Origin of the sequence: Inediibacterium massiliense (assembly GCF_001282725.1) — a bacterium.
Lineage (GTDB): Bacteria > Bacillota > Clostridia > Peptostreptococcales > Thermotaleaceae > Anaerophilus > Anaerophilus massiliensis.
Window position 1 is genome coordinate 1 of the sequence record NZ_LN876577.1, and the last position, 1784, is coordinate 1784.

A 1784-nucleotide genomic window follows, 5' to 3' on the forward strand; every position below is an offset into this window, starting at 1 on the left:
ATATCATTAAATCGACTTACTATTTCATAAAATTCTTTTCTCTTTCGTGCCTGTCTTTTGTTGTTAAACCAAATGACTAGCCGCTTTCTTATATATTTATCAATCTTCACCAGTTTATTGAATGGTGACAATCCATAATAGTTTCGCCATCCTATAATCTTTCGATTTAATGTCTTAACCATTTCTTTACTAGAGACATATAGGGTTTTCCTATCTAGAGTCTTCTTAACTTTGTCATATATTTTCTTTATTGATTGATTACTAATCCACTGGATAAGTGTATAGTAGATTCTACCATCTATAGTCTTTGTCTTAACCTTACGATTATGAAACCCTAGAAAATCAAAACCTTCTTTTCCTTCCCATAAAGATATAATTTTCGTCTTGCTTTTATTTAGATTCAATTCTAATCTTTGCATTATAAGGCTTATAGCTTTATGTGTATGTTTTACATCTTTATAGTTCTTGCAAACAACTACAAAGTCATCACAAAATCTAATTAGTTTACCTAAATGCTTGTAATGTTTCTCCCATACCGTATCTAGGTAATCTAAGTAAATATTTGCTAGTAATGGAGATATCACACCTCCTTGAGGACTTCCCAGTTCACTTTGAACAACTATCCCATCCTTCATTACTCCTGCTTCTAGCCATTTTCGTATAAGCTTAATTACTCTCCTATCACTTATTCGTCTTTCAACTAGCAGTAATAATTTCATATGATTTATATTATCAAAGTATCCTGATATATCTGCATCTAACACCCACATTCCTTTGTTATTACAAGCTCGCCTTATTTTATCAAGTGCTTGATGCTGATTTTTCTTAGGTCTAAATCCATAAGAACATTCCTTGAAATTAGCTTCAAAAACAGGTTCTATCACTATCTTTGTTGCTGTTTGTATTATTCTATCTTTTACTGTGGGAATTCCTAGAGGTCTTACCTTTCCATTATCCTTCGGAATTTCTTTTCTTAATACTGGTGGTGGATTATATGTTCCTTTTGATATTTGAATTTGTATTTCCTCTAATATCTTTTCTACCCCAATATCTTCAATGTCTGCTATAGTTTGTTCATCTACTCCTGCACTTCCTTTATTAGTTTTGACTTGTTTCCATGCCTTCTCAAGTACATCTTTTCTATATATCTTATCGTATAAAGCATGAAACCTTCTGCTTTTATTACTCTTGGCTGATTGGTATAGTTTCCTTTGAAGTTGTCGAACTTTATCTATGGTGTCGTTAGTCTTTTGGACATTCACTCACTCTTACCTCCTCAGAAAACGTGAACAAAGTAGGGAACCTTTCCTAAGAATGGTTTTGTTGTCCATTCCATATTTGGTACTATGTTCCCCTCCGACTCCCTCCCTACTAGAATGTAATTTCACCTATCGGCTTATATGCATCTGCTTTACAGCTATCGCTGTGTAAAGTAGGGTCTCCCCAGTTCCATAATTTACTTTCGATACATACCGCTCCCCATACACCAGAGGATTCTTCTGTGCTGTAATCCAAGTTCTTCACACATTCCATGGACTTCATCTTAAGACAAGAGACTCGTCTTCCTCTTTTCTCCCTAACGGGTTGAGATAACAGTGCTGCAGGATTCACTTTATGTTACGGTCTGCATCTTTGCTAGCACTACTAGAGCACATTTTCAAGACGCTTCAGTATTACCATCTCTGATAGCACTGGTCTTATAGCTACTAGGCTTCTTGGCAATTACCTAGACTGAACTTTCATCAGCAAGTAAATTACAGCTTCGCTGGGCACGCTGTCTACAA

At 35.2% G+C, this 1784-nt stretch carries 1 protein-coding gene; it reads right to left on the minus strand.

The features are described from left to right. Positions 1 to 1262: group II intron reverse transcriptase/maturase (ltrA, locus tag BN2409_RS00160; RefSeq protein ID WP_053954682.1), on the minus strand; the 1262-nt coding region annotated here is incomplete at its 3' end. Between the last annotated feature and the right edge of the window lie 522 nt (positions 1263 to 1784).